The 22838-nt window shown below is 67.0% G+C and carries 24 protein-coding genes and 6 pseudogenes; 10 read left to right on the top strand and 20 right to left on the bottom strand.

Going from position 1 to position 22838, the window contains the following annotated elements; genetic code table 11:
- Positions 1 to 33: 33 nt before the first annotated feature.
- Together DEJ50_RS32905 and DEJ50_RS32900 are read left to right on the top strand one after the other, a co-directional pair.
- Positions 34 to 612 carry a TetR/AcrR family transcriptional regulator gene (locus DEJ50_RS32905; RefSeq protein WP_150205303.1) on the top strand — a complete coding sequence of 193 codons (579 nt, stop codon included), beginning with the start codon at positions 34 to 36 and terminating at the stop codon, positions 610 to 612.
- Positions 613 to 1211: 599 nt separating this feature from the next.
- On the top strand, positions 1212 to 1982 hold the full coding sequence (locus DEJ50_RS32900; RefSeq protein WP_150205305.1) for an MBL fold metallo-hydrolase: 771 nt from the start codon (positions 1212 to 1214) through the stop codon (positions 1980 to 1982).
- Here DEJ50_RS32900 and DEJ50_RS32895 read toward each other — a convergent pair.
- Both DEJ50_RS32895 and DEJ50_RS32890 read right to left on the bottom strand, forming a co-directional pair.
- Positions 1979 to 2194 (bottom strand): annotated as a pseudogene (locus tag DEJ50_RS32895) (IS256 family transposase); the annotation flags it as partial. The gene DEJ50_RS32900 and the pseudogene DEJ50_RS32895 sit on opposite strands and share 4 nt — an antisense overlap.
- A gap of 220 nt (positions 2195 to 2414) precedes the next feature.
- Complete coding sequence (locus tag DEJ50_RS32890; protein ID WP_150205307.1) at positions 2415 to 3836, bottom strand: hypothetical protein; 1422 nt, start codon at positions 3834 to 3836, stop codon at positions 2415 to 2417.
- Between the two features lie 239 nt (positions 3837 to 4075).
- On the opposite strand from DEJ50_RS32890, the gene DEJ50_RS32885 reads away from it, so the two are divergent.
- Positions 4076 to 4600, top strand: a complete 525-nt coding sequence (locus DEJ50_RS32885) for an SMI1/KNR4 family protein (RefSeq protein ID WP_150205309.1) — start codon at positions 4076 to 4078, stop codon at positions 4598 to 4600.
- A gap of 163 nt (positions 4601 to 4763) precedes the next feature.
- Here the strand turns inward: DEJ50_RS32885 and DEJ50_RS32880 are convergent, their stop codons facing one another.
- Positions 4764 to 5216: a hypothetical protein gene (locus tag DEJ50_RS32880; protein WP_190344172.1), complete on the bottom strand. Its 453-nt coding sequence runs from the start codon at positions 5214 to 5216 to the stop codon at positions 4764 to 4766.
- A gap of 185 nt (positions 5217 to 5401) precedes the next feature.
- Positions 5402 to 6616 (bottom strand): IS110 family transposase, encoded by a 1215-nt coding sequence (locus tag DEJ50_RS32875; protein WP_150205310.1) that lies wholly within the window; start codon positions 6614 to 6616, stop codon positions 5402 to 5404.
- Positions 6617 to 7002: 386 nt separating this feature from the next.
- Here DEJ50_RS32875 and DEJ50_RS32870 point away from each other — a divergent pair.
- Positions 7003 to 7325 (top strand): annotated as a pseudogene (locus DEJ50_RS32870) (transposase family protein); the annotation flags it as partial.
- A gap of 66 nt (positions 7326 to 7391) precedes the next feature.
- Here DEJ50_RS32870 and DEJ50_RS32865 read toward each other — a convergent pair.
- Positions 7392 to 7931, bottom strand: a complete 540-nt coding sequence (locus tag DEJ50_RS32865) for an SMI1/KNR4 family protein (protein ID WP_263399216.1) — start codon at positions 7929 to 7931, stop codon at positions 7392 to 7394.
- Between the two features lie 379 nt (positions 7932 to 8310).
- On the opposite strand from DEJ50_RS32865, the gene DEJ50_RS35010 reads away from it, so the two are divergent.
- On the top strand, positions 8311 to 8619 hold the full coding sequence (locus tag DEJ50_RS35010) for a transposase (RefSeq protein WP_150211666.1): 309 nt from the start codon (positions 8311 to 8313) through the stop codon (positions 8617 to 8619).
- 169 nt (positions 8620 to 8788) lie between these two features.
- Here the strand turns inward: DEJ50_RS35010 and DEJ50_RS34200 are convergent, their stop codons facing one another.
- Together DEJ50_RS34200 and DEJ50_RS32850 are read right to left on the bottom strand one after the other, a co-directional pair.
- Complete coding sequence (locus DEJ50_RS34200) at positions 8789 to 9592, bottom strand: hypothetical protein (protein ID WP_190344836.1); 804 nt, start codon at positions 9590 to 9592, stop codon at positions 8789 to 8791.
- Positions 9593 to 9653: 61 nt separating this feature from the next.
- Positions 9654 to 10449, bottom strand: a pseudogene (locus DEJ50_RS32850) (transposase); the annotation flags it as partial.
- 534 nt (positions 10450 to 10983) lie between these two features.
- On the opposite strand from DEJ50_RS32850, the gene DEJ50_RS32845 reads away from it, so the two are divergent.
- Positions 10984 to 11616, top strand: coding sequence for a DUF4241 domain-containing protein (locus DEJ50_RS32845; RefSeq protein ID WP_190344834.1), 633 nt, complete (start codon positions 10984 to 10986; stop codon positions 11614 to 11616).
- A gap of 123 nt (positions 11617 to 11739) precedes the next feature.
- Here the strand turns inward: DEJ50_RS32845 and DEJ50_RS35005 are convergent, their stop codons facing one another.
- The 3 genes and pseudogenes from DEJ50_RS35005 to DEJ50_RS34995 all read right to left on the bottom strand — a co-directional run.
- Positions 11740 to 12045, bottom strand: coding sequence for a transposase (locus DEJ50_RS35005; RefSeq protein WP_411757660.1), 306 nt, complete (start codon positions 12043 to 12045; stop codon positions 11740 to 11742).
- 73 nt (positions 12046 to 12118) lie between these two features.
- Positions 12119 to 12718: a helix-turn-helix domain-containing protein gene (locus DEJ50_RS35000; RefSeq protein ID WP_223838028.1), complete on the bottom strand. Its 600-nt coding sequence runs from the start codon at positions 12716 to 12718 to the stop codon at positions 12119 to 12121.
- Between the two features lie 383 nt (positions 12719 to 13101).
- Positions 13102 to 13224, bottom strand: a pseudogene (locus DEJ50_RS34995) (transposase family protein); the annotation flags it as partial.
- A gap of 369 nt (positions 13225 to 13593) precedes the next feature.
- Between DEJ50_RS34995 and DEJ50_RS35360 the strand changes: the two are divergent.
- Both DEJ50_RS35360 and DEJ50_RS35355 read left to right on the top strand, forming a co-directional pair.
- Positions 13594 to 14322 carry a hypothetical protein gene (locus tag DEJ50_RS35360; RefSeq protein ID WP_263399236.1) on the top strand — a complete coding sequence of 243 codons (729 nt, stop codon included), beginning with the start codon at positions 13594 to 13596 and terminating at the stop codon, positions 14320 to 14322.
- Positions 14316 to 14384 carry a hypothetical protein gene (locus DEJ50_RS35355; protein ID WP_263399233.1) on the top strand — a complete coding sequence of 23 codons (69 nt, stop codon included), beginning with the start codon at positions 14316 to 14318 and terminating at the stop codon, positions 14382 to 14384. The genes DEJ50_RS35360 and DEJ50_RS35355 overlap by 7 nt, the downstream gene beginning before the upstream one ends.
- Before the next feature lie 200 nt (positions 14385 to 14584).
- Here the strand turns inward: DEJ50_RS35355 and DEJ50_RS32825 are convergent, their stop codons facing one another.
- From DEJ50_RS32825 to DEJ50_RS32805, 5 genes are all read right to left on the bottom strand, one after another.
- Positions 14585 to 15589 (bottom strand): glycosyltransferase family 2 protein, encoded by a 1005-nt coding sequence (locus DEJ50_RS32825; protein ID WP_150211662.1) that lies wholly within the window; start codon positions 15587 to 15589, stop codon positions 14585 to 14587.
- 6 nt (positions 15590 to 15595) lie between these two features.
- Positions 15596 to 15838, bottom strand: coding sequence for a hypothetical protein (locus DEJ50_RS32820; protein WP_150211661.1), 243 nt, complete (start codon positions 15836 to 15838; stop codon positions 15596 to 15598).
- Entirely contained in the window at positions 15835 to 17034 is a 1200-nt protein-coding gene (locus tag DEJ50_RS32815) for an NAD-dependent epimerase/dehydratase family protein (RefSeq protein ID WP_150211660.1), read from the bottom strand. Before DEJ50_RS32815 ends, DEJ50_RS32820 begins: the two co-directional genes overlap by 4 nt.
- 413 nt (positions 17035 to 17447) lie before the next feature.
- Positions 17448 to 17711, bottom strand: coding sequence for an aldolase/citrate lyase family protein (locus tag DEJ50_RS32810; RefSeq protein ID WP_223838026.1), 264 nt, complete (start codon positions 17709 to 17711; stop codon positions 17448 to 17450).
- Positions 17708 to 17827: a hypothetical protein gene (locus DEJ50_RS32805; RefSeq protein ID WP_150211659.1), complete on the bottom strand. Its 120-nt coding sequence runs from the start codon at positions 17825 to 17827 to the stop codon at positions 17708 to 17710. Before DEJ50_RS32805 ends, DEJ50_RS32810 begins: the two co-directional genes overlap by 4 nt.
- A gap of 129 nt (positions 17828 to 17956) precedes the next feature.
- Between DEJ50_RS32805 and DEJ50_RS32800 the strand changes: the two genes are divergently transcribed.
- Positions 17957 to 18316, top strand: a complete 360-nt coding sequence (locus tag DEJ50_RS32800; RefSeq protein WP_411757659.1) for a transposase — start codon at positions 17957 to 17959, stop codon at positions 18314 to 18316.
- A 117-nt stretch (positions 18317 to 18433) separates the two neighbouring features.
- On the opposite strand, the pseudogene DEJ50_RS32795 reads toward DEJ50_RS32800, so the two are convergent.
- Together DEJ50_RS32795 and DEJ50_RS32790 are read right to left on the bottom strand one after the other, a co-directional pair.
- Positions 18434 to 19512: pseudogene (locus DEJ50_RS32795) on the bottom strand (IS630 family transposase).
- Between the two features lie 33 nt (positions 19513 to 19545).
- Complete coding sequence (locus DEJ50_RS32790; protein WP_150211658.1) at positions 19546 to 20175, bottom strand: class I SAM-dependent methyltransferase; 630 nt, start codon at positions 20173 to 20175, stop codon at positions 19546 to 19548.
- Positions 20176 to 20638: 463 nt separating this feature from the next.
- Here DEJ50_RS32790 and DEJ50_RS35485 point away from each other — a divergent pair, with 463 nt between their 5' ends.
- Positions 20639 to 21685 carry a DUF4259 domain-containing protein gene (locus DEJ50_RS35485; protein WP_317852577.1) on the top strand — a complete coding sequence of 349 codons (1047 nt, stop codon included), beginning with the start codon at positions 20639 to 20641 and terminating at the stop codon, positions 21683 to 21685.
- A gap of 49 nt (positions 21686 to 21734) precedes the next feature.
- Here DEJ50_RS35485 and DEJ50_RS34990 read toward each other — a convergent pair.
- The 3 genes and pseudogenes from DEJ50_RS34990 to DEJ50_RS32765 form a co-directional block, all read right to left on the bottom strand.
- A pseudogene (locus DEJ50_RS34990) lies at positions 21735 to 22025 on the bottom strand (transposase); the annotation flags it as partial.
- Entirely contained in the window at positions 21979 to 22305 is a 327-nt protein-coding gene (locus tag DEJ50_RS35665) for a transposase (RefSeq protein WP_411757699.1), read from the bottom strand. The gene DEJ50_RS35665 and the pseudogene DEJ50_RS34990, both read right to left, overlap by 47 nt.
- 44 nt (positions 22306 to 22349) lie before the next feature.
- Entirely contained in the window at positions 22350 to 22679 is a 330-nt protein-coding gene (locus DEJ50_RS32765; RefSeq protein ID WP_223838025.1) for a hypothetical protein, read from the bottom strand.
- Between the last annotated feature and the right edge of the window lie 159 nt (positions 22680 to 22838).

The following is a 22838-nucleotide window of genomic DNA, read 5'->3' as shown; positions in this document are numbered from 1 at the left end:
TGTCATCAGACGAGCGACCTGGACTGCCCACCCATGACGACGCCACAACTGCGCAAGGACGCCGCCCGCAACTGGGACCGGATCGTCGCCATCGCCCGCGACCTGGTCGACCAGGGCACCGCATTGCAGCTCAACGACATCGCACGCCGCGCGGGCCTCGGCGTCGCCACGGTCTACCGGCACTTCGCCACCCCCGAGGCGCTGCTGGAGACCGTCGCCACCCCCTGCCTGGAATCCCTCGCCGCACACGGCCGGCGCGCCCTGGACGATACCGACCCCTGGCGCGCGCTGGAGGGCTATCTGGGCCGCATCGTCGAAGCACAGGTCGCCGACGCTGCCCTGGCCCCCGTCGCCGCCGCGGCCACGGACGCCCTGCCGCGCACCACGGAACTCAAGAAATCACTCGCGTCGGCCGGCACCGCACTCCTGGAACGGGCTCGCGAGGCCGGAGCGGTCCGCCCCGACCTCGCCACCACCGACCTCGTCCCGCTCATGTGCGGCGTCGCCCACGCCGTGAACGTCCACGGCGGGACCCCCACCGACCGCGTCGACACCGCACACCGCTACCTCGCCACGCTGCTCGAAGGCATGCGCATCACATCGGACAGGTGATCGCCGTCCGTCGGGGGCTACGAGCGTCCGCCGGCCCGGGCGCGGTCGCGGCGCCACTGGACGGGGTGCACCGTTCCCCACATGCTGTACGGATGCTTCGACGCCTACGACGCCCCTGGCAGGACGGCAAGCGCGGCAGAACCCGGACGTAGCAGCCCGCATGAACGACTTCTACGACTCGCTCTCCTGCAACCGGAGAGGGCATCCGCCCAGGACGTGGCGCTCAAGTAGGTCCCACACCCTTCAGGTGTCACTCGACTACGACACCAGCGAGAGGAAGATCCAGCTGCACCTCTCCTGCTCGGCTGGGCAAAACCAGCCTGGCTGGGAGCGATCACTCCAGGCCAACGCGGCACCCGTCCCAGCGCCAGTCACGCGTCGTCGCCGGGGCCGAGGCTGAACCAATCCTGCCTCTTGATCGAACGGACTGGCTTGGATGGGAAAGGACTAAGTTCGCTGTCAAAGGACAAGGCCGCTGTCCGGTTCTCAGTGAAGTTGGTCGCGGGATCGCATGGACCTGCACGGACTGGATTGAGTGAGACAGCTTCCGTGAGGAGCAATCGTCAAGACCTGTGGATCGCGTGTTCTAGGATCTTGGGATGAGTGACGAGCTTCTCCACCTCACGGTTCTGGGCTGCGCAACGCCCTACCCGAGCGTGGACAATCCGTGCTCCGGCTATCTCGTGTCGAGCGGGGAGACTCGTATCTGGGTGGACGCGGGCAGCGGGACGCTCGGCCCGCTCCAGCGGCATGTGCGGCTGGATGAGCTCGATGCGATCTGGATCTCGCATCTGCATGCCGATCACAGCGCGGACTTGCTCACCGCGTACTACGGCGCTTTGTACGCGGACATCCACCTCGTAGCGCCGATCCCTCTCTATGGGCCGCCTGGAATCGCCGACCGGCTGGCCAACTTCCTCACCAACACTCCGGCCCGCAGCCCGATCGAATCGGCCTTCACCGTCACCGAGTTGCACGACGGGCACCAGGCGGCCATCGGCTCGCTCCGACTGACCAGCCGGGCGGTGTCGCACGGCATCCCCGCCTTCGCCGTGCGCATCGAGGCGGCCGGCAAGTCGCTGGTGTACTCCGGGGACACGGCACCGTGCCCGAGCCTCACCGAGTTGGCCGAGGGATGCGACGTGCTGTTGTGCGAAGCCGAGAGCGCGCAGGCACCGGTCGAGGGCGACCAGGTGCACCACACGCCCGAGGACACCGGCGACACAGCCAGCACGGCAGGGGCGGGCCGACTGATCGTCACACACGTCGGCCGCTTCCTCACGCCGCAGCAGGCGGTGGCGCGTGCCTCGGCGCGCTTCGAAGGTCCCGTCGACTACGCCGCGCCCGATGCGACCTTCTCGATCGGCTAGGCCGCAGCCTCTCGAGGCCGTTCGACGAGCTGGCCGCATTCGAAGCGGGCTCCGGCGCGGACGAGGGCGACGAGGTGAGGTGCGTTCACTGCTCGCCAGCGGACCTGGGCGGACTCGACGAGTTTGAAGACCATCGCAAGGGCTGCGGCTCGGGATCCGGCGCCCTTGGTGACCTTGGTCCGCAGACGGACGGTTGCGAAAGTCGACTCGATGGTCGGCCTCGGCGGCTCCTGCGGATCCCCCTGGCGACTCGTCGGCATCGGCTGCGGTAAGAGCGCTGAGCGCCCTCCTCGCGAGGCAGCAGGAGGTTCATCGTGGCGAAGCGACGAAGCTCCGCAAGGCCCTGGGAGTCGCGCAGGGCGAGAACCTGGAGCTGGGTCGGCGCCTGGCCCGTCATGAAAGCGATTGAGTGATGGTGGCCCTGGGTGAGGGTCAGCCCACGGACGCACTCCAGCCGGCTCCGGCCGCGACGAGCAAGGCGCCCTGGTGCAAGTCGAGGCTGCAGGCAGTAGTGGGCTTCCCCACCTGGACGAGCGGGCCGGGCCCCTGGAACGCGGCGGCGTGGAGGCGGAAGGAGTTCGGCTCGGTGCAGCCGACAGTCCGCAGTCGCCAAGGTCCCGAAGAGCTCTTGTCAGTGCTGGGCGGCAGAGCGAGTTGGAGCTGCGCGGCGGCCGGACGCTCTGTCTGGTAGTCGGTGTGTGCCGCCGTCCAGGCGGCCATGACGAGAGCTGCCTGCGAAGGCGTGCCGGACACGGGCGAGCCGTCGGTGAGGGAGGGAGGTGTTCGTTCGGGCGCCCGGGGTGTCTCGATGATGTCCGGGCGGCCTGCCTGTTCCCTGAGGACCGCGACGAACCAGCGTGTGAGGCCCGGCCCGCCCTGGCCGGCCCAGGCTCGGATCACGTCCTGGAAGGCCGCCTCACGGCGGCGGGCGCCGCGTTGTGACCCGGCGGCCAGGATCGCTGCACCCGCTCCTGAGAAGGCTCGGCACAGCTTCAGCACGGGGACGCGATCCGCATGGGCGGCATAGCGCACCGAGCGGAGCTCCAACATGGAGTGGTGCAGAAGCACGGCGGCAGCGTGCGCGTCGGAGCTCAGATCTCCGCCCGGCGGCCGAACCAGGCGGCCCGACCCGCCGGTTCGGGGCGGGGTGACCGCATCCGCGCGTCGACCAGCGGTCGACAGATGCCATGAACGGTCGTCCAGGTGGTACTCGCCACCGGCGGCGCGGAGCCGACCGCCCGGGCCCAGGGAAATTCCGACCTCCCGCACTCCGGCATCCAGGATCACTCCCTGCGTGTCGGAAAGACCGAAGGCGATGTCGGTGACACCGTCCAGCCACACGTTCAGCACAGCGGGGGGCGCAGGCTCATCGACAGGAAACTTTCGATCAGTGACCAACTGGAGAAAGGCGGTCAGGCGAGTACCGGCACGCTCTACCTGCAGGTGGCGGACGGATGCCGTCGCCAGATCGTAGTCGGGGACCAGTTCGTCCACGTTCTGGCGTGTAAGCCTGCATTGCGGTGTCATGACGTGTCCGCGGTAGTCGCGGCCTGGCGTGTGCGGCTTGGCCGGTGGTAGGAGCGATTCGATGTCGTACCCGGCAATCGCGGCCTGCTCGGTCATCCATCCGCGCCGCCGCTCGCCGAGACCGGCCATCCACTCCAGCACGGTCGTCGCCCGTCGGTCACGTTCATCGGCGCTGGACGTGCTTGCGGCCCAGAACAGCGGAAACAGATTGTTGTCCCACACATCAGATGCCGCGCGAATGGTTTCCCTGTCGAACACGCGGACGTCTGCCGCAGCCTCCGTCATCTGCTCCAGCGAGCGGTCCAGGAGTGCTGCCAGCACGGACATGGCCGACGCGGGACGCGGCGAGCGCGGTACATCGGACGGTGGAGGGGCAGGTATGACCACGTCGTGATCGTCGCACATCCTTGGACGCGGGCAGGGAATCAGCATCAGCCGCGAGACTCCCAACCTGATCACGGGCCTTCGACACGCCAGTGGCACGGCCTCCGAAGAGTCACCGAAGATGGAGAACCGGTTCCCACGCGAGGCCACGACTGGCTGGACTACGAAAAACGAGAGAGACCATGACCGCCCTTGAGCGACTTCGACACCTCGTGCAGCCGTCGAGTAGGGGTACCCTTATCGACTGGGACGACATCGCGGCGGCGTACGGCACCCGATTCCCGTCCGACTACAGGGACTTCCTGTCCGTCTACGGCAGCGGCGAAATCGACGGAATACTGGCCGTCTTCGCCCCGAGCACGGACCCTCACTTTCCTTCGCGTCACACCTCGAGGCTTCCGGCGGATGTTCTCGACCTACCGGAGGTCGACGAGTGGAACGACCCGTTGCACGCCGAGCTCTACGGCCCGGCGGACATCATGGTGTGGGGGGAGACGGTCGAAGCGGACGTGCTGGGCTGGATCACGAGCAGCGACGAACCCGGCACGTGGCCTGTGGCTGTCTATGCGCACGGCGGTGAGTGGACGGTCTACGACTGCACCATGACGGAATTCCTGCTGCAGCTCCTCACTGGAGAATTCGATGGGAACCCGACAGGGCTGACGCTTTTGTTCGGAAAAGGTAGCGCGGAGTTCACCACCGGCTGACAGGTCAGGAAACAGGAACAGGACACTGTCTCCGGTGCCTCTCTGGGGGCGGTTCGTGAGTTTTGAGCGGCTCTGTCGTCGCCTGATGGTGTGGGCGCGGGGCGGAATCGGCCGGTCCGCAGGCGCTCCTCTGCTGGTGTGTCGAGGAGGCTTCCCAGTCGCCTCAATGTTCGCGCCACGCGGTCCTGAGGGCTTCGAGCTCGGTGCGGGGGAAGTGCTCACCCCACTTGCCGCGGTACGCGCTCTCGCCGTACTCCCTCACAACCTCGTCGAAGCATCGGATCACTGCTCGGGCAACCACGTCGATGTTCTGCTGGGCGGACCAGATCTCGGTCCCCTTGTTGTCGTGGTCACTGCCGTGGGCCAGCTCCAGTACGCGGATCCACACGTCGATGCCTTCACGGCAGAAGATCCACCGGAAGGCGGTGGGTTCGGCCTCGAACTGTGCTCGCGACTCGGTTTCGCCGACGATCAGACGTGTTACTGCCGTCAAGAGATCTTCGGGGGCAGCGGTGACGTATGAGGCCGTGACTTCGGCTTCCGCCTGGTGGTCGCTGACGGTGCAATCGGCCCAGCCGCGTCCGGACAGGACCCAAGCGAGACGGAGGTGGGCCATCCTCATTCTCCTCCTCCAGTGACGGGTCCCTGCGCTGACCACCGAGGGACCTCGCCCACATCCGAGTGTGGCGGACGGCGAGACTGCTGGCCAGCGGATTCTCTGCCGCTCAGTGAGCTCTTTCAGAGTGGCCACTGATTCCCAATGGTGTTGTCAAGCGGCGGTAGTGACCCACTGTGGTCGGGTCATATCGCTGTCGCGCCTGCGCGGGCCGCAGCGGTCTCGAAGAGCTTGTGGTCGCGCAGGAGGGCCCAGAGCACGTTTAGGCGGCGCCGGGCGAGGGCCAGGACGGCTTGCTTGTGGGACTTTCCCTCCGCGCGTTTGCGCTGGTAGTACCGCTTCGATTCAGGGCAATGCACGGCGGCGACCTGGGCAGAGAGATAGAACATTCGTAACAGTCGCCTGCTGTAGCGCCGGGGCCTGCGGAGGTTACCGCTGACCTTGCCCGAGTCACGGGGGACCGGGGCCAGGCCGGCCACACCGGCGAGCCGGTCGGAGCTACCGAACACGGACATGTCTCCACCGGTAGCGGCGATGAACTCGGCGCCCAGCGTCATGCCGATGCCGGGCATGCTGGTGATCACCTCTGCGTCGGGATGCTCCCGGAACCGGGCCTCGATCTGGGCTTCGAGTTCCGAGATTTCCTCGTCGAGGGCCGTCACCGCTGCGGCCAGCGTGTGGACCATCCGCGCGCAGGTCCTTTCCCCGGGAACGACGGTGAACTGGGCTTCTCCGGCGGTCACCGCGGCCTCGGCCGTGCTCCTGGCAGCGGTGCTGGTGCGCACGCCGTGGTTCTTCAACCAGGTCGTGAGCCGCGACCGGCCGATCCTTCGCAGGGCTGCCGGGGTTTGGTAGCCGGCCAGCAGAATCAGCGCGCTCTTGGAGGTGCTCAGATCGAAGGCACGCTCCAGGGCGGGGAAGTACTCCAGCAGCTGCGCGCGGAGGCGGTTGATCGCGCGAGTGCGGTCGGCCGCGAGGTCGATCCGGCGCGCGGTCAGAATCCGCAGGTCTACTGCGATCTCACCGAGCTCCTGCAGAGGCTGCAGGTCACGGCGCATGCGGGCGGTGTCGGCGATGATGAACGCGTCCTTCGCGTCCGTCTTCCCGCTGCCCCGGTAGGCCGCTGAGGCGTGGTGCACGGTCCGGCCGGGGATGTAGAGCAGCTTCTGGCCGTGGTTGACCAGCAGCGCGATCCACAATGAGGCCCCGCCGGCGTTCAGGTCGACGGCCCAGGTGACCAGGCCGCCGTCGGCTATCCCCAATACATCACCGAGGAGTTCGAGCAGTTCAGCCTCGCTGTTCGGCACACGCCGCGACAGCAGCGTCGTCCCGTTGGCATCGATGACCGTGCAGTGGTGCTCGGCCTTCCCCGCGTCCGTCCCGGCCCACAATTCCGGCACCGATCCTCCTCCGACGTGGTGTTGTGTCCCACCAGCAGACGACCTCGCCGACGCATCCATACGAGCGATTCAGTTCGCGTATCCCAATTAGCGGCCGAGTCGTCGCGGGGTGCCGGGCGGCCAATCAGTGGAAGCCACATCATCGGCTATCGGGTGACAGCCATACCCAGCACCCCTGGATGCTCCGATCCTACGAATGACCGGAACGGCCCACGACGAACGGTATGGATCGGGTGACGGGCCAGCGTCCCGCAACTCACGAGGCTCCCGTGCCGTTGAGAGAGGTGTTCGACCTAACAAATCATCAGCGCAGGAGCCTCGTTGGTTCCCCGTTCTGCCGCACTTGACCTGCCGCACGCCCTGGTCGAGTGAGTATCCATGCTCATCTGCCCGGCCGCACCCACGACCTGACCGCGGCCCGCACCCACCGCATCATCCGGATCTGCGAACGCCAGGCCGTCCCCGTCCTGTGCCGACCGCGCCTACATCGGGGCCGGCCCGTGGGTGACCACGCCCATCAGACGGCTTCCCGGCCAGGACCTCACCGCAACCCAGCAGACAATCAACCGAGCCCTGTCGGCGGCACGAGCACCGGTCGAACGAAGTCGCGCGGCTCAAGTCCTGGCAGGTCTTCCGCCGGGCCCGCTGCAGCCCGAACCGAATGACCGTCGTCGCCGCAGCCATCCTCATCCTGGAACGTCAACGCTGATGAATCTCATTGCCGTTCCAGGGTGAGGACGGATTGGCAATGGCCGTCATCCAGTTGGGAACCGTCTCACGACCAGACAAGTCGACCTTCGTTGAATCGACAGACCGGGGAGATTCCATCGGCGATCCTCGTCAGCGTCTCCGCTACGGAGTCGAAATACTGGGCCATCGATTCGTACTCGCCCGTGACCGTGGGGCCACCCACGAACCAACTGCCGACGCGCCCGTCCCGCACATCGATGAACTTTCCCATCCAGCCGTCCTGGTCCGACAGGAACGGGATCCACTCGTTACGCCAGAACGGACTGTCCGGCTGGTCCGGAGGGTCGAATCCACAGCGCGTGGAACGGTTCGCGTAGAGCCTCTCCATCGCCCGGATGCCCAGAAAGAAGCTTCCCTCGTCGGGGAACCCGTCGAAGCCGCAGCATGCCACGTCGTCTTCGACGTCTTCCTCCGGCAGATCCAGATTGTTCTGCAACAGCCACGTCCGCAGGTCCCCATGCAGGGCGATCCCCATCCGTTCCTCGGCTGCCGCGAGCATCTGCTCCGTAGCGGGCCCTGGCAGATCCGCGTGATCCGCCGGCGCGTGCTCCCGAAGAAGACTCATCACACGCAACCAACTCTCAGCCACACTCATCGCCCTCTGCCCTCTGTCCTCTCTACAGGGATGCCTCCGTCCGACGACGCCGCTGCGGAGGTTGGGAAGTACCGGCCGGAAAACCTTGCAGGGATGGTACTTCGAGCATGCGTCCCCCATCCCTCCCCACGACGATCTTCCGACCCGAAGCGCTGGGCCGGCCCCTCAGCGGAGTGACCGCCCGCGACTTTTCACAGACAAACCACCGTGCCCGGCAGGCCCAGCCTCGGAGCTTCCAGGACTCAAACGACGGCCAAGGCGTCACCCTGGAGCGGTGAAGGGGGCTGCCGCACGATCGGGGGACATCTGAACTCGCTTGCCCTGCTGGGCAGGTGGGAAGGATGTCGCTGTGCCCAAGCCCTATCCGGAAGAGTTCCGCCAGGACGTCGCGCGGGTCGCGAGGAACCGCGGTCTGGGTGTGACGGTCGAGCAGGTCGCCACCGACGTCGGGGTCCACCCGATGACGTTGTGGACGTGGATGCGCCGGGCGGACAGCGACGACGGGTCCAAGCCCGGAGTTTCCAGCAAGGAGAGTGCGGAGCTGAGGGAGGCACGTCGGCGGATCAAGCTGCTGGAGCAGGAGAACGAGGTTCTGCGTCGGGCTGCGGCCTATTTGTCGCAGGCGCATCTGCCGGGAAAAGGATCTACCCGCTCGTGAAGGAGCTGGCCGGGGACGGGGTGCCCGTCACGGTGACGTGCCGGGTACTCAAGCTCGCCAGGCAGCCCTACTACCGCTGGCTCGGCAAGCCCGTGACCGACGCTGTTCTCGAGGAGGCGTATCGCGCGAACGCGTTGTTCGCTGCCCACCGTGAGGACCCTGAGTTCGGCTACCGCTTCCTAGCCGGCGAAGCCCGCAGCACCGGGGCCGCCATGGCGGACCGTACTGCGTGGCGGATGTCCCATGGGGCGGGTGCATTGGCGGCCTCGTACTCGTCTGCAATGCCGAAGACACTCCCGCATCCTGGACATTCCGCCTGGCCGAACAGGTGCGTCAGGCCCCAGGCGAGCCGTTGCTGGCCATCCCGTACGGCCGACTCGTGCAACATCCTCCCGGTGCCGGTCAGCTCGTGCAAAACAGCTGGCCGAAGGGGGACCTGGTGGACATCCCCCAGATGCCAATCCCGGATCGAGGAGTAGCAGCCGTAGTCGCCGACCGCGACCGTCACCGGTGCGTCGCAGTGCGGACACGCGACAGTGACGAAGGAATCGGTGAAGTCGTCCAGGACCTCAGACCACAAGGGCTGGCCGTCGAACGCGATCATGGCCCGCAGCCGACTCAGGTAGATCTTCCCGTCCAAGCCAGATTGCAGCCGGGCGGCGGCCATGGCGCGAAGCTCGGCCAAGGTCGCCGCACAGCGGGCGACTTCTTCGTCGGCGCCGTGAGGTTGAAGGAGGCCACCCGCTATGGCTCCGGCCAGATCGAGCGCCCAGTCCCCGGCGTCCTGGGTCTTCGCGATGTCCGCGAGCCGCGGCAGTGCGGCGATGCTCGCCGGGGTAATCGTCCCCTGGTGGCACAAGCGCCCCCAAAGCCAGTCGATGGCCTCCTGGTCACGACCGATGGCTCGGTCCAGCAGCCCGGGTATTGCGTGTGCCGGGCCGTAGGCGTCGTGGAGTGTGGACCAGTCGATCATCCGGTGATTCAAGCACGCTGCGGAGCGACCTCTGGGGGCGGTAAGTCATGAGCTGGATCACCTACGCCACTGCGAGTGCTGGGTCCTGCGGCGCCGGGAATGCGGTGTGCTCATCGAACAGGCGGCCGTGTTTGAGGCAGGGTGGAGCTGGCCTAGCATCCGGTTGAACAGATTGCGCTGGCCGGCGGCGTGCCAGTCTCCGTGGTCGTCACGTCGCCGCCGGTAGTGGGCTTTGGCACCGGGCGAGGCAGCGATCGCTGAGAACGCCCAGAGGTAGCCGGCGCGGTTGAGCCGGTCGTTCTTCACCCATCGTCTGGTGATGCTGGGCTTCCTGCCGGAGGCCCGGGTGACGGGTGAGGCGCCCGCGTAGGCCTTCAGGCCGTGGGCGTCCGCGAAGCGGGGGCGGTCGTCTCCGATTTCGGCCAGCACCCGGGCGGCAAGCTGGATACCGAGGCCGGGGAAACTGAGGATAATTTCGGAGTCCGGGTGTTGCGGGAACGCCTCCTCGACAGCCTGGGCGAGGTCGGCGGCGGCAGCGCAGGCGGCGGTGAGCTGTCCGAGTAGGCGACCGTCTGCTTGCCGAGCGCGTCCTCGACCAGCTCGGGCTGACGGGCCCAGTCGGTGCGGAATGCCTCGCGCAGCCGCTCGACGTTTGACTCGATGCCGCGCTTGCGACCCGCACGCTTGAGAGCCGCCGTGATCTGGGTGCGAGTCAGGCACGCGGCCTTGGCCGGTGTCGGCGCGAGCTTCATCAGCTCGCGGGCAATCTGCTCGACGCAGCTTCTGCCTGGATGGGTGAGGAGGTAGTCGGTGCCGTAGTCGCCATCCAGGTTGCGGTAGATCACCACGGCTCCGGGGCCATCTTCTGCCGGCACCCTGAACACCGGCCAGCGTCCGGGATCGAACAGGACCTCGGACAGGGCATCGGCATCGGCGCCGTCCTCACCGAACCACTCCGGAACCGGCCCCTCAGCACACCCACCGTCGCTGCACATCGCCAGGAGGTAGTTCGACCAGCAGCCCGGGCGGGCCAGCAATGACTCGCCCGCGACCAACGGGCCGACGTCGTATCCCTTGATCAGCACCCCTCGATCCTGTCACCAGGCACCTCCTTGCCCTGCGCCACAAGACTCTCGACGATGTTCGGGCCGACGACGGATCGTGTCGCCAGGTTCTGGGTTCTGGCACAGATCTTGGGGAGCGATCACGGATTGCGACGATGCAAGAAGTGCCGATGTCAGCGGGCCCACGTAGCTTTCGGTTAACCGCCCGGCCGGGTGGCGAGGAGGGAGTGAGACATGGAGTGGGTCAGGGACGCGCGGCTGGCAGCCGGGCCTGAGGCCACCTGGTACTTGGAGGCGGCTTTCACGCCCGGTGCTCACCTTGGGACGGTGTACGACGATCCGATGACGCCGGTAGTCGTGACGGGCATCGAGGAGCTGACGACGATCCGCGTACCGAGCGGCCGGCTTGTCGTCGATGCGCCATGGCACGACGACCAGGTCTGGGAGTACCAGAGGGGGCTGCCGCCCAGGCCCCCGAGGGAGCTGGCGGTGCGCATTCCCCCGGGCGTCTACCGGGTAGAGATCGCGTGGACGGCGGGCCCGTACGAGTTCATGGGCGAGCACGTCGACGGTGTTGAGTGCGCCGCGACGCGCCTGTGCATCAGCGACGACCCTGTCGTCGGATGGGAGATGGGCCTGAGTGTCGAGGACGACATCGCCCGGCTTCAGCCGGGCGAGGAGCCCCGCTTCTTCTCCGATGCTAATGTCGGCTGCTTCGCCGATGCAGGCGCGTGGACGACCTTGTCCGCACCGTTTCGCACGTTCATAGACGGGGTCCCTGCCCCGCGCGATTCTGAGCAGTTGGCCGACGGGTGCGAACGGGTACGCGATGAGTCGCAGCAAGCCGATCTGGTCACGTTCGGGGCTGAGTCGGGCGGCGTCGTCTGGTTGGGCCGTACGAAGACCGGCGACGTGGCGGCGATCGTCGTCACCAGCGGCATGCCCGATGCCAAAGCATGACATCGCTGCCGCCTCTCCCTGTCCTGCAAGTCGCGCAGCCGGACGTGGCTGCCCGCTTTCACTGGGAGGAACAGCTTGAGGAAAGGTATCGGGAGTCGCACCTCGAATAGCCACTGCGAGGCGCTACTGCAGCAGGATCATCTTCCGGAGCAGGTGGAAGCCGGCTCGGCCGTAGAGCTGTCTCTTGATCTTCTTGATGCGGTTCACGGCTCCCTCGACGCTGCCCGAGCTCCAGTCCAGGGTGAGGCCGGCGATCACGGCGTCGAGGTCTCGCCGCAGATGGAGCGCGAAGCCAGTGAGCCCGGGCAGCCGGCTGGCTTCGACTGCGTCGATCCAGGCAGGGAGCGTGGCGCCGAGGCGGTCGGTGAGTATCTCGCCGAAGTCGCGGACATGTCGGGCAGCCGTGTCCAGTTCCGGACAACGGGTCAAAAGGTCCTTGAGGCCGATGCGGTCCTCCTCACTCAGGGTGGCGGGGTGGCGGGGTGGCGGGTGAGCCAGCCGGTCACCGGCCGTACGGTCGCTGGCCGTGGCGGTGCGGCGGACGGGTCCCTGCGCAAGGTGGCGATGTGGGCTCGGACCATGCCGTAGGTGACGGGAGCCTGCTCGGCGACCAGTTCGCCGTGGAGTTGGGTGACGCTGGTGCATCCTCGGTGAATCGTCGTTCGAGGTAGGGCTTGTAGGGATCGAGTCTGCTGGGCCGGGGCCGGTTCTCGCGGATGGTGTCCTGCCAGCGTGAGGCGTTTGCGTACCGGAGGACGGTGTTGAGGCCCCAGCCCAGATGCCGGGCGATCGCCCGGCGCGAGTGCCCCTGGGCGAGCATCTCGTGGACCAGGGCGTGTGCGGCCTTCTTTCGCGCGGCCCGCCGGCCGACGGGCTCCGCGTCGTCTTGCGATCCCCCTGAAGTCGGTCGGGTGGCTTCCGTCAGTGTGCCGCTGGGCGCCGGCGTGCGCAGACAGTCGCGGTGGGCAGCGACGCAGGTCTCCACGGCGCGGCCGAGGCCCTGCCACAGATGGAACCGGTCGGCGACCTGCAAAGCGTCGGGTGCACCGCGCCGCGCGCCCTCGGCGTAGGCACCCGCCCGGTCCCGGCAGATGATCTCCACGCCGGGATGGCAGTCCAGCCAAGCTGCCAGCGGCCGGCTTCACGGGGCGGGAGCACGTCGACCACGCGATGGTCTTCGACGCTGGTCAAGACGGTGGAGTAGGTCTGGCCGCGACGGATCACAAAGTCGTCCACGCCCAGCACGCGTGGAGTACTGAATCGCGGATCGGGCAACGCCATGACCCTGCGTAACAAGGTCATCCGTCCCGCACCGAAGCCGAGCTGGGCCGCCAGTCGAGCGCCGGCTCGTCCCGCCAAGGCGAGCCCCACCCGCTCCAGGGCGCGGTTCAGCCGCATGGTGAACCGCGCGTAGGGCGCGGCCAGCCGGGAGAACGGCTCGGCGAACGTTCGGCGCGGACAGTCCGCCGACCCGCAGATGAATCGCCGGACCATCAGCCGGATCACAAAGCCCTGCTCAGCGAGCGGAAGGTCCTTCAGCCTGCGCTGGTAACGGTCGTGGACCCGGTCCGCGAAGCGGCCGCAGTCCGGACACGCCGCCCCCGCCATGCGGCCTCTTGCTACCACCTCGGCCGTGCCGAACGCGACCGTAACCGCCTCGACCTCCACATCGTCGATCCCGTCGAACACCAGCGAATCCCAGAACGGTGCATCGGTCTGCATGACCAGCACCATCACTGTCCACAGCCAGCCAAAGCAGCGAACGGAATGCACCTGAGGGAGCGTCACTTCCGGCCTTCAGACGCCAAGGCGTGCGCCGTCTCGCACGAGTCAGTCACTCGCAATCGAACACCGAGGTCACGCTCCGCGATGGTTCCCCAAGATCTGTGCCAGAACCCATCTTCCACCGATATTTCGCAGACACGAGATCCCCGTGTGCTGTTGAAATCGGGCGACAAGTGACGGTGGACAACTTCGATGCTCAGCCTCAGTACGGCCGCTGACTCCTGGCGGGCCACTCCGCTTCCCGATGACCTGCTCGCCCTCCAAAGGGCGTGGCAGCAGACCTACGCGGATCTCGCACAGGCGCCCGCCAGAGCGGGCACGACCGTGCTGCGGCGCCGGCTGATCACCCTCTCCGGTCGCCTGTGGACCCATCCCTCCTGGGCGGCCCCCGCCGGCTGGCGGGCCGGCGGCGTCGAGCTCCGTCGCGCCGCCCGCAACCCACGCCTCGGGCCCGACGGAACGGCCAGCAGCATGAGCGAGCAGACCACCGCCACGGCCCGCCCGAAGGCCGTACCCGTCACCTGGGCGCCCAGCCAGACCGGACCCTGCGCCCGGGGCCACCAGCCGTCCGCGCGGTATCGGTCCCCTGCCAGCCCCTTGTGCGAGGCATGCAAAGGCCGCCCGGCGTGCGCAGAACGGGGGCTGATCCGCATGTCCGTACTGCCGCCGGACCTGCCCCGACTCCAGACCCTGATCACCTACCTGCGCGGGGAGCTCGGCCGCGCGGAGAAGGCCCTTGCCGCCGCCGAGGAGCGCGAGGCCGCCACCGCTCGGCAGCAGCCGGCGCCCGAACCCGCGGCGTGGTTGGTCGAGCGCAGTATCGGCGCCAGCCGACTCCCGGTCCGCATCCATACCGGGGACTGCTGGGAACCGGCAATCGCTGCGTCCCTGCGGCCCCGGAACAGCTCCGCCAACTGCTGACCGAGGGCGTGCCGGCCTGTATCCACTGCCGCCCCGACACCCCCCTTGGAGTTCTGCAGTGACCGGGTGCCGGCACGGTGAAGGGATGGGCCCTGACTGCGCGTCATCGTCTATCCGCCGGACGCAGGTGGCGGGCGTCGGGTCCGCGTCGACGGCGAGATCCTCGGCCGCGCCTACCCCACCGACGCACCACAGCAGCAACCTCCGGGCACACTGCCCGGTCAAGCCCCGGGCGCAGGACCGGCCACAGACGGAAGAGTTGCTACGGAGAGCTCGGCAGGGTGGACGTCGCCACAGGCCTGTCGCTCTCGAGTGTCTCCCCATTCCACGTAGCCGCTACGGGAATCGGTCTCCCGACTTGGTCGCGCAGCCCAAAACGTTCCACGAACCAGCCGAAGTCGCGCGCAAGGGTCTCCGCGAGCTCGTCACGGCGGCGCCAGGCATCCCGCTGTTCAAGCAGGCGCAATGCGCACTGAATGTGATTCGGGAACTCCGCTGCGTGCAGACGCACCATTTCCAGGATCATCGACTCGGGCAGGTAGGCCACGCCGAAGCGCAGGCAATTGTGCACGATGGCAGTGCGTGCAGCTTCGACGAATGCGACCCGCTCGTCAACGGGTTTGAACCGGTGCGTGATTTCAATGCCGGGTGTAATGATGATCTCGGCCTCGCTGCACCAGGCCCGTACGCTGAACTCTGGTTCGAACCCGCCGTAATGCAGCATCCCCTCGTCATAGCCGCCAATACGCTGAAACAGTGCTCGCTCCAGCACGGTTCCAGCGGACGAGGCGATTTGGACGTACGGCGCCGAGACCGGCGGGCTGGTGTTCCAGTACGTGCCCATGTGCGGCACGACCAAGCGGCAACCGAAGCTGCGCCACGAGGTGGAGTCCCGGTTCCGGATGCTGGCCGCCAAGATCCGATGGGGCGCGATGAGGCGGCGCACCTCCTGGTCCCATGACGGTGAGAACCGGACGTGGGCGTCGGTGATGCAGACCACGTCTCCACGGGCGTGCCGGACGGCCAGGTTACGCGCCGCCCCGACACCCAGATGCGCATCTGACCGGATGACGCGCACCTGGACGCCACGATCCACCAACCCGCTGACATCGGGCTGCCCCGCCGGCTTCGAGCAGTCGTCAACGATGACCACTTCGATCTCGTGAGGTGCTTCGCAGGTCTCGATGATCGATGCAACGGTTGGCCTGACGCGTGCGCCCTCGTCACGCGCGGGGAAGACGACGCTGATGGCGGGTGTGGTGAGCACTGCGGTTCAGCAGTCGGTAATGGTGATCGGGGTCGTCGTCGTGGCCGGCGACTGGCCGCTTCCGGCCGGTGACCTGCCCACAAGGACCATCAGCACGTCCGAGTTCTCAAGACGCTCCCGCTCGGCGTCAGACAGGTCGTACCGCTCTGCGATTGACCGCGGATCTTCATGCAGCTCACGGATCAGGTTGGACTCCTCACATGCGTCCTTCAGGAGCTTGCGCAGTTTCTCGCTCGTGTTCTCGTTCATGAGAGTTCCTTTCGCAATCCATTTGATGTCTGTGCAGGTGTCGTGTACTGCTTGCGCCACTGCACGGTCGGCGCGAGCCGGTCAGCATGGCCCGCAATCCGGTCTCGGTGCGGCAACAGGTCGCCGATCATGGCCCGCACCACTTCATCGATCGGCAGCGACGGCCTGAAGCCCAGCTCCCGAAGGTGCCGGCTCTCCGGGCAGTAGTGGTGTGATCCTGCCTCCACCCGAGGGTTGTCCAAGGGCTTGATGCCGACGGCGAGTCCATGAGCTTCACCGGCCGCACGCACGACATGTGCCAGGTCATTGACAGACAGCACCTCGCGCAACTGGTTGAAAACCCGGTACTCACCCTCCGCCGCAGGGTGTTCGATGGCCAAGCTCAGACACTGCATGGAGTCGGCCAGCGACAGGAAACCACGCCGCTGGGTACCGAGGCCGTACGGCATGACAGGCTGACCGATCACAGCCTGAGAACAGAACCGGTTGAGCACCGTTCCGAACGCCTCATCAAAATCCAGGCGTGTGTTCAGCCGCGAGTCTTCGTCAACCCATGTGCCGTATACGACCCCTTGCATCACATCGGTCGCGCGCAGGCCCCAAAGCTGGCAGGCAAAGGCGACGTTGTGAGAGTCGAATACCTTGCTCCAGTGGTACCAAGAGCCAGCCTGACGAGGAAACGGGAGCCGGTCACGCCGCCCCCGGTACTCAACCTCGAAAAACCCCTCGGGGATATCGAGGTTGGGCGTGCCGTACTCACCCATCGTGCCCAGCTTGACCAGATGCGCCTCCGGGCAACTGTCACGCATCGCGAAAAGCAGGCTCAGCGTGCCCGACACATTGTTGTTCTGGACGAAATCGGCATGCTGGAAATCGATCATGGAGTACGGCGCTGAAGGGCACTCGGCGAGGTGCACCACCGCATCAGGCTGGAACTCCGCCAGGGCGGCGGACAGTGCCGCATGGTCGCGCAGGTCCAGGGCGAAGTAGCGCATGCATTCGCCGAAATGCTCGCTGAACGCAGCCAACCGCTCGTCCACGGACGCAATGGGGATCGCGCTCAGGGAGCCCATCTCGTCGACCCAGACGCGGCGCAGCAGGGCATCGGCGCCGCCGATGACGTGGCCTTGACGAGCGAGGTGCTGCGCCAGGGTCCAGCCGAGATAGCCGTCCACACCAGCGATGAACACCCGCACAGAGAGCCTCCGATACGTCAATGCTGAAAACTGCGAGAAACGGCACGGCGCACGCGCCGGTAGCACCCGCCGGTCTGTAGAGGTATCGGCATGCAGCATGATGTCTTGAGGGTGAGAATCCTCCGAGAGGTCCTCGTCTGCTCCATGTGGAGTATTTCTCGAGGCGCAAGCGGGGCAACGGAGGCGTCGACGGTGACGGGCGGTCGTACAGGGCGCGGGGCGCACCCGGCAGGGCGGCCCGCCGTCGCGCACGACAAGGCCTGCGCTGTGCGCGCCGCCCATCTGGAGGACCACTCCGTCGCAGCGCGTGCAGGTGAGGGGTGTGGTCGGGGGTGTCGAGGGCGCCAGCCGCGATCTCGATGTCGCGCGGGGACTCCATCTTCGGGATCAGGACGATCTGTGGTCCCACGGTGTTAGTCGGCGAGGGCGGCGAGGTCGTCAATGCCGTCGCGGGTGGTGGGCGAGCTGATGCGAATGCCGAGGATGGTGCCGTTGGAGGCGAGTGTGGTGAAGAAGGTCCGGGCAGTGTGGCGGGCGTCGGGCTTGGCCGCGGGTGGGACGGAGTCTTCCAGGTCGACCAGGGCGACGTCCGCACCGCTTGCGTGCGCGGTCGGGAACCGGGTGGGGGCGTGGCCGGGGGTGATGATCCATACTCCGGCGGGTGCGGGCGTGCTCATCGGCGGGCTTCCTCGGCCTTGAGGCTGCGGGCAGCTTCGGAGATGGCGTCCTCCTGGCCGGCGATGATCCGTCGCCGGCCAAGTTCGTGGAACAGGTCCCGAGACCCTCGCTTCATGCGCCCCAATACTTCGGACTTACTCGTCTGGATCCACACCAAGCAGCAACGCCCCCAACACGACTGCCAGCCGCCGCTGGACGCAGCCACGGGAGGACGCTGACCTGGCGAAAGGGCTCGAAAGCCGCGATGAGCTCGCACTTCGTAGCCCTGCGGGTCCGCCTCGCCGGCCGCCGCCCGAAACCGGCGGAGGACGGCACGATCCCGCTGTCCTGGCTGATCGCCCAGTGGCCCGAGGGCGAGGCCGAACCGGTGAAGTACTGGATCTCGAACCTGCCCGCCGACATCCCCACCAAGGACCTCGTCCGGCTGGCCAAGTCGCGCTGGCGGATCGAGCACGACTACCGCGAACTGAAAACAGTCCTGGGCCTGGACCACTTCGAGGGACGTTCGTTCACCGGCTGGCACCGCCACGTCACCCTGGTCACCGCCGCCCACCTCTTCCTGACCGAACAACGGAGCAGCCCAAAAGCCCCTGCCAGGGCCTGACCCTCTACCAGGCCCTGGACCTCCTCCCACACCTGCTGGCCACCTGGACCGGCACCTGCCCCACCTGCCGACAGACCATCCCACCGCAGCCCTACGACACCAGCTAACAAAGCACTACTAGTGATCTGAGTCAGAGATTCGTCGGCAGTAGGCGGCGACTTTGTCGAGGATCTCGTCGGCGGTCTTCGTCCAGGCGAAGGGTCTGGGGTGCTCGTTCCAGTCGGCGAGCCAGGATCGGATGTCGCGTTCGAGGGCCTGGACGCCGCGCTTGAGCTTCTTCTGCGTGAGTTCGGCGAACCACCGCTCGACCAGGTTGAGCCAGGACGCGCTGGTCGGCGTGAAGTGCAGGGGGAACCGCGGGTGGGCCAGCAGCCACTTCTTGATGTCGGGCGTCTTGTGGGTCGCGTAGTTGTCCAGGATCAGGTGAACCTGCAGGTCAGCCGGGACTTCCTTGTCCGCTTGGCGAGGAACTTCTTGAACTCCGCTGCCCGGTGGCGGCGGTGCAGGGAGCCGATGACCTTGCCGGTGGCGACCTCAAGGGCCGCGAAAAGAGTGGTCGTGCCGGCCCGGACGTAGTCACGGCTGCGGCGTTCGGGAACGCCGGGCATCATCGGCAGGACCGGCTGAGAGCGGTCCAGGGCCTGGATCTGTGACTTCTCGTCCACGCGGAGCACCAGGGCCTTCTCCGGCGGGTCGAGGTAGAGGCCGACGACGTCGCGGACCTTGTCGATGAACAGCGGGTCCGTCGACAGCCTGAACGTCTGCGACCGGTGTGGCGCCAGGGCGAACGCCCGCCAGATCCGCGAGACCGTCGACTGCGACATGCCTGTGGCCGCGGCCATCGACCTGGTCGACCAGTGGGTCGCGTTCTTCGGTGTCTCCTCAAGCGTTTTGACGATGACCCGCTCGACGTCGGCATCGGTGATCTTCCGTGGGACGCCGGGCCGCGGGTCGTCGCACAACCCGTCCAGGCCCCGCTCGATGAAGCGGCGCCGCCAGGTGCGGACCGTGTCCGGAGCGATCCGCAGCCGGCGGGACACCTCCATGATCGAGTGGCCTTCGGCGCACTCCAGCACGATCCGCGATCGCAGGGCCAAAGCCTGAGCCGTCGTACCGCGACGTAACCAGCCCTCCAGCACCGCCCGCTGGGCATCAGTGACCGACAACGGCGGAGTCTTCGGACCCGGACGACTCATGCCCGACTAGCGATGAATCTCTGACTCAGGTCACTAGCGGGAACGGGCCAGCAAGTGGGCATCGAGGAAGCCCCGCTCAGAGGCCGGATCGTGGAGCAGCCGGGCAAACGGGACGAGCCCCGCCGCGGCCAGCAACTCGGCGAACCGGTCCACCGGCCAGCTATAGGCAGGCGTCACCTTGTGATCGAAACGGACCGGCTCCGGTCCGTCGGTCGCGAAGAAAGAGACCAGGAGCAGACCCCCAGGCGCCAGGACACGCGCCTGCTCGGCGAGCAGGGCGGGCAATTCCGCAGGCGGAGTATGGATCATCGAGTAGTGGGCCAGCACCCCGCCTAGCGCGCCGTCCTCGACCGGCAGAACCTCCATCCGCGCCTCTTCGAACCGCAGCGCCGGATGCGCCCGCCGGGCGTAGTCGACCATGCCCCGCGAGAGATCCAGCCCGAAGGCATCCAGCCCCAGCTCATGCAGCATGGACGTCAGATGTCCGGGTCCACACCCGACATCAGCTGCCCGCAGGTTCCCCGTCCCACGCACCAGTTCAGCAAAGATGCCGATCATGTTCCGCGAGAACGGCTGCGTCTCCAGCCGATCAGCAAACATCGAAGCATACAGCTCAACAACCCCGTCGTAAGCCGCCCTCGTCACGTCCTGATCCTCCACCACGGCAAGGAAACTAACACCCGCCCGCCCCAGCCGTCCCCTGCCCCCTGCCCCCTGCCAACCAAACCCGTCAGAAGCCCAGCCCACCCTTGAACTCTGGGCTGAACGGGTCCCGGCCGACCTCTTCCGGGCCCGAATGACCTGCACGACACGGCCTATGCGACCGCCGCGCCTACAGACTCAGGTCTCAGCCTTCACCAGAACTCGGCGTCCCTCTTCAGTGCCAGTTCGGCGTCCCGCCTTCAGTTCCATCCAACGCCAACAGCAACCCCACGGCCAAACACAACGGGCCTGAACTGAAAGCGAAACGCCGAGCCACTGAAAACTCAGCGCCGATCATCACCACGCCCGCCCCGTCACAGGACGAACGACAATCCATAGCCCGTGAATCCTGTCGGGTACGGCGATCCGCTGTTGTCGGTGCCGCCTGGCACTATCCCGGAGGACCACCATCTCAAGGAGATTCATGGGCACCTGGGACGTCGGCCCCTTCGACAACGACACCGCCGCAGACTTCTGCGCCTTCCTGGACGAGGCCGCCGAGGCCGACCGGCCCGGACTCATTCGGGACGCACTCGCCCGCGTCCTCGACGCTGACGACCCCCTCGACCAGCACCTGGCGGTCGAAGCCGTGGCCGCCGCAGCCCTCGTCACCGCCCAATGCCCCGGCGGCCAGCCCGTCACCAGCGTGTACGGGCCCGACCTGCCCATCCCCGTACTTCCGGACGACCTGCGGGACATCGCCGTCTTCGCCCTGGAACGCGTCGTAGCCGAACCCTCCGAGCTCCGCGAACTCTGGGCAGAGACGGACAAGTACCTCTACTGGCTCCGCACCCTGCAACTCCTGCGCAGGGTGCTCACCTTCCCCGCACCCCAGCCGGTATCCCGTTCCTGGGCCAGGATCGATACGTGGATGCGTCAACACGCCCCCGCCTCCTACGCCCTGCTCGCCCCGCCGGCCGACCCCGCCGAAGTCGAAGCCGCACAGCACGCGATGGGGATGCGCTTCCCCACCGACCTTCTCGAGTCACTGGCCTGCCACAACGGACTCACCCATTGGGCCAACCTGCTCCCCGACCAGCCACCCATGTCCGTCACAGGAATCCTCGACCACTGGCAGATGTGCGTCGAAATCGCCGGAGACGACACCGACCTGACCGAGTCCTCGGAACCGGGCGAAGAACCCTGGTGGCATCCGCTGTGGATCCCCTGGGCCCAGAGCGACGGCGACTCCCACATCATCGACATGCGCGAAGGCCCCAAGCAGGGCCGCCTGGGCAACGCAGCACACGACGACTCCGGCCACTTCAACGACGGCTGGCCCTGTCTTGCCACCTACCTGACCGCCGTTGCCGACGCCCTCGACCACGGTGGGGAAGTGGACGGAGACGTGCCGTACCTCACCGCTCAGGGAGAGCTCTGGTGGACCTTCGCCAACGAGACCGGGTTGAACGGAGAACCCCTCACCCCTGCGCCCACAACAGCAGCACACAGCACCCGACCCCGTCCGTAGCCCTCCGCCAGCAGCATCGACGCGTACGGACGATTATCCGAGGAGAGGCGGCCTGGCTGTCGGCCTTCTCCGGGATCGTGTGCCGGATGCCCCGGCACCGCAGGTATTCACGACAGGACCCGTTGCCGTATGCCTTGTCGGCGGCGACGCTGTCGGGCATCCTGCGAGGCCTGCCCGGCTGTGTGCAGTCCGCCCGCTGACCTGGTGTGACGATCAGAGACAGGGGGCGGCAGCGGACGTCCGCACTCAGGTGGATCTTGGAGGTGAACCCGCCCCTCGAGCGGCCCAGACCCTTACCTGCAGCACCACCTCCACCAGGCGGGCGTACAGACTCTGTCACGGCGTTTCACCCTGATGTTCTGGCCCTTCAGCCCCCTTTGACACAGGAGCCGGCGGCGGGTCGGTACGGGCAACCGCCGCATGTTGGTCGACCGAGACGTCCGGTCGATCTCGTCTGCGGCATCGGCCGCGGCCTGGACCTGCTGGAGCAGACGCTCCCACGTTCCGTCGGCCGACCACAGCCGGTGCCGTTCGTCTGCGTTCATCCACGGCCCGAACCGTTCCGGCAGGTCACGCCACTGCACACCGGCCCGCGCCCTATGCAGAATCCCGTCGATCACAACGGCGTGGACACGCACTGGTCACCAGCGCGACCGGACAGGTCCTAGCCGGATGGTCGGATCGCTGCGAACCGCGCGCTCATGGTGGGACCAAGCTGGTCGACAAGGCCGTATCCGGGCTGGTCCGGCCACGGCAGACTGCAGAGGAACGAGGTCACAATCACCTGTGTCACTTCGGGGACATCGAGCCGAAGCTGCTCTTCCAGGAACCGCAGCGTGACACGCCAGTCCGTCTCATCCCCTCCCAGGAACGACGCAACGGTCTCCTGAACGACATCCCAGAAGAACACGTGGGGCAGAACACCGTCCTCGTTGACGACGTGTGCATCGAACAGGCCCTCGAAGCCCGGCGAAGCCGCCACCAAGTCCCGCACCAGCTGAACATCCCGCCCCACAGCACCCCCTCCCTGAACACTCACGATAGATCCACTCCGGCTCCGAACATGGTCGGCCGGACAAGTCCTTGGTTCACGCTCCGCGCATCCGGGCAGCTGTTGTGGTGCAGAAGAGACACCCAAGGCCGACCAAATCGT

This window comes from Streptomyces venezuelae (assembly GCF_008642295.1).
In the GTDB taxonomy this organism is placed as follows: Bacteria; Actinomycetota; Actinomycetes; order Streptomycetales; family Streptomycetaceae; genus Streptomyces; species Streptomyces venezuelae_C.
Note: the sequence above shows the minus strand (reverse complement) of the source record. Positions and strands in the feature narration are given on the sequence as shown.